The organism is Pseudomonadota bacterium, from assembly GCA_034660915.1.
Classification (GTDB): domain Bacteria; phylum Desulfobacterota; class Anaeroferrophillalia; order Anaeroferrophillales; family Anaeroferrophillaceae; genus DQWO01.
Genome location: JAYEKE010000145.1, coordinates 1 through 2,678, shown reverse-complemented (window position 1 = coordinate 2,678; position 2,678 = coordinate 1). Strand labels below are relative to the sequence as shown.

The 2,678-nt window shown below is 51.1% G+C and carries 2 protein-coding genes; both read right to left on the bottom strand.

All coding sequences use genetic code 11. The features are described 5' to 3' along the window. Positions 1 to 5 precede the first annotated feature (5 nt). Entirely contained in the window at positions 6 to 1,610 is a 1,605-nt protein-coding gene (locus U9P07_08655; protein MEA2109473.1) for an FAD-binding oxidoreductase, read from the bottom strand. 177 nt (positions 1,611 to 1,787) lie between these two features. Then, positions 1,788 to 2,678: nickel-dependent lactate racemase (gene larA, locus U9P07_08650; protein ID MEA2109472.1), on the bottom strand; the 891-nt coding region annotated here is incomplete at its 5' end.

Sequence of the window (2,678 nt, the reverse complement as noted above, 5' to 3'; positions counted from 1 at the left end):
TTAGCTCAAGGCTGAAATACATTACCCCGATTGAGAATAAAATTCGGGTCGACAGCGGTTTTGCATCGTTTAACCTGTTCAATTGCTTCCTGGTTGAAACAGCGGAAAAAATCCTTCCGTTTCCGCTTGCCGGTTCCATGCTCGCCGGAATAGACGCCGCCCAGTTCGGCTGATTTGGCAATGATTAAATCGTAAAGTTCAGTGGCCCGTTCCAGGTTGGACTTTTCCGGCAGGACAGTAAAATGGAGATGGCTGTCGCCGAAATGGCCGAAGGAAAGGTAGTCGACTCCGTCGGCGGTTAGAATCTGATGGACATACTGGAGAAAAGCTGGGAACTGTTCCTGGGGAACTACCGTATCGGTCATGATTGTGTAGGTGCCCCGTTGCTGGACCAGTTCCAGGGCGTTGGCCGGCATAGAATGCCGGGCTTCCATGAAGGTGCGTTTCATCGGTTCGTTGTCCAGCAGGATGACCGCTTCAGCCTCGATGCCGCAGTTGGATTCCAGCAGCAGGTTAAACCATTCTTCAGGGGCGGAATCCAATGATTCTCCGGCCAGTGGCACCTGGATGTATATGGCTACCTGGTTGTCACCGTGGAAAAGCCGGTTTTCATGATCCATGTACCGGCGGCAGTTGATGCCAAAATATTCCAGGGCGGCCAGGCGGCCGAAATCACCATCCAGGTGCCGGTAAAGGTAATCCTGGAATTTCAGTGCCTCCTGCTCCCCGGGGAGGGAGAAGAAAAGATCCAGATAGGCGGTTGGACGCGGAGCCAGTTTAAAAACGGCAGCAGTCACCAGGCCAAACAGCCCTTCACTGCCGACAATCAGGTCAATAAAATCCATTTTTCCATCAGCAGCGGAAAAAGGGCCGCTGGCATTTTTGATTGACGGCCGTGGATAAGTGGGAACAGGCCAGTCAATGGTTTCTTCACCATGCTGCAGTCGGAAAAAGCCCTTTTCCGAACGGTACTGGCCGCGTTTGGCCTGAATTTTTAAGCCGTTTGGCAGTAAAAAGCTGATTTCCTCAACCCATTCCCTGGTAGCGCCGATTTCTCCAGGAATAAACCCGGAGGCATTGCAGGCAATAGTGCCGCCAATCCAGGCATCTGACCGGCTGGTGGGATCGGCCGGGTAATAAAGTTTTTGGCCACTTTGTTCAAGTACCAGATTGCGCATATCTTCAAGGACCATGCCGACCGGGACGGTAACCCGTTTTTTCTCAATGTCAACGGAAACCTGCGGGTTTGTCATCCGTCCCAGGGAAATGACCATACCCCCTTCAGCGGTGGCGCTGCCGGTGAGATTGGATTGGCCGGCACTGATGGTCATCGGGATTCTGGCCGCGTAACAGGCCCGCATAATAATGGCACATTCCCGCTCACTTTCCGGGCGGCAGAGGGCTTCGGCATGGCCGGGTAGGTTTGAACTGTCGGTGGAAAAACCGGTGACGATATCCTGGTCCAGGCTGATCTTCAGGCCGAATTTATCAGCCAGAAATGTGGCGAGATCCTTAAGCTTTACTGGATGGCCAGTACTGGCGTAATCATCAATCAGGCGGTATTCTTCCGGGAGTAAAACTTCTTTCATAGGGATAATACATGTTGCCATTCTATTCTCCTTTTTCCGGGGATTGCGGCTGTAAAATTGATGACTTTGTAAAAACTCCATCTTCTTTGTTATGCTGCAACCTTCGTCATTGCAGCGTACGGTAAAGTACGCCTCATGACTTAGGTTTTGCCTGCCTCAAATATGAAGCTTTTACTGTGCCATCTGGTTTGTGACTTCTTACGAAAGTGTCAAAATCAATAAAGGACCATCGGGAACCACGGCCCAGCGGGCATCAGGGCCATGCAGGGCCAGCAATTCGTCAATCGCTTTGTTCAAGTCGGTGACCGGTTGAAAATGGTAACGTTCCAGCTCGGTCGGGAGGATTCCCCTGGTATAGAACCAGACCGGATGATCGATCATTACCTGGTAGGTTTCCTGGGCGCACCATTGGTCAGGGATGAAGAATTCTCTGGCCAGCAAGCGATCAATAAACTTCTTCGGCGAATCGACCATTTTTAGAATTTCAATATATTCCGGGCTGCCGAGACCTTCTAAACAGGCACTGGCGATGATGATTTCTCCACCCTTCTTGACCACCGGGGCAGCGCCGGTGATACCTTTTACCGACTGATACAGGTTGCAGTCCAGGGGGGCACCGGAATTGGTGGTAATAATAAAATCAAGCGGTTCATCCACTTTTTTGATACAGAAAGGAGTGAGAAATCGGCAGCCTTCCAGGTGGGCTTCCACCGGATCGCCGGCGAAAACCCGGGTAATTTCTTTGCGGGTGTTTAAGGTGACATTAACGATGAAATCTGCTCCTGCCTTGGCCATGATAGCCAGGCCGGCTTCATGAAATGGATTACCCTCAAGGGTACCATAGACAGTTTCGGGATGGGCAATCATTTCCGGTCCATGCATGTATTCCAGGGTTTCAATGGAGGAAATCCCCGGCAGGATAGACTTGCGGCCACCGGAAAATCCCGCCCACATATGAGGTTCAATGAAACCGGTGAGAATTTTCAGATCAGCGGCCACATAATGGCGGTTAATCAACGCCGGGACCTCACCGTTTATTTTTCCCACCAGGATCATATCATCTGCCTGCTTGGAAAAATGATTGATAAT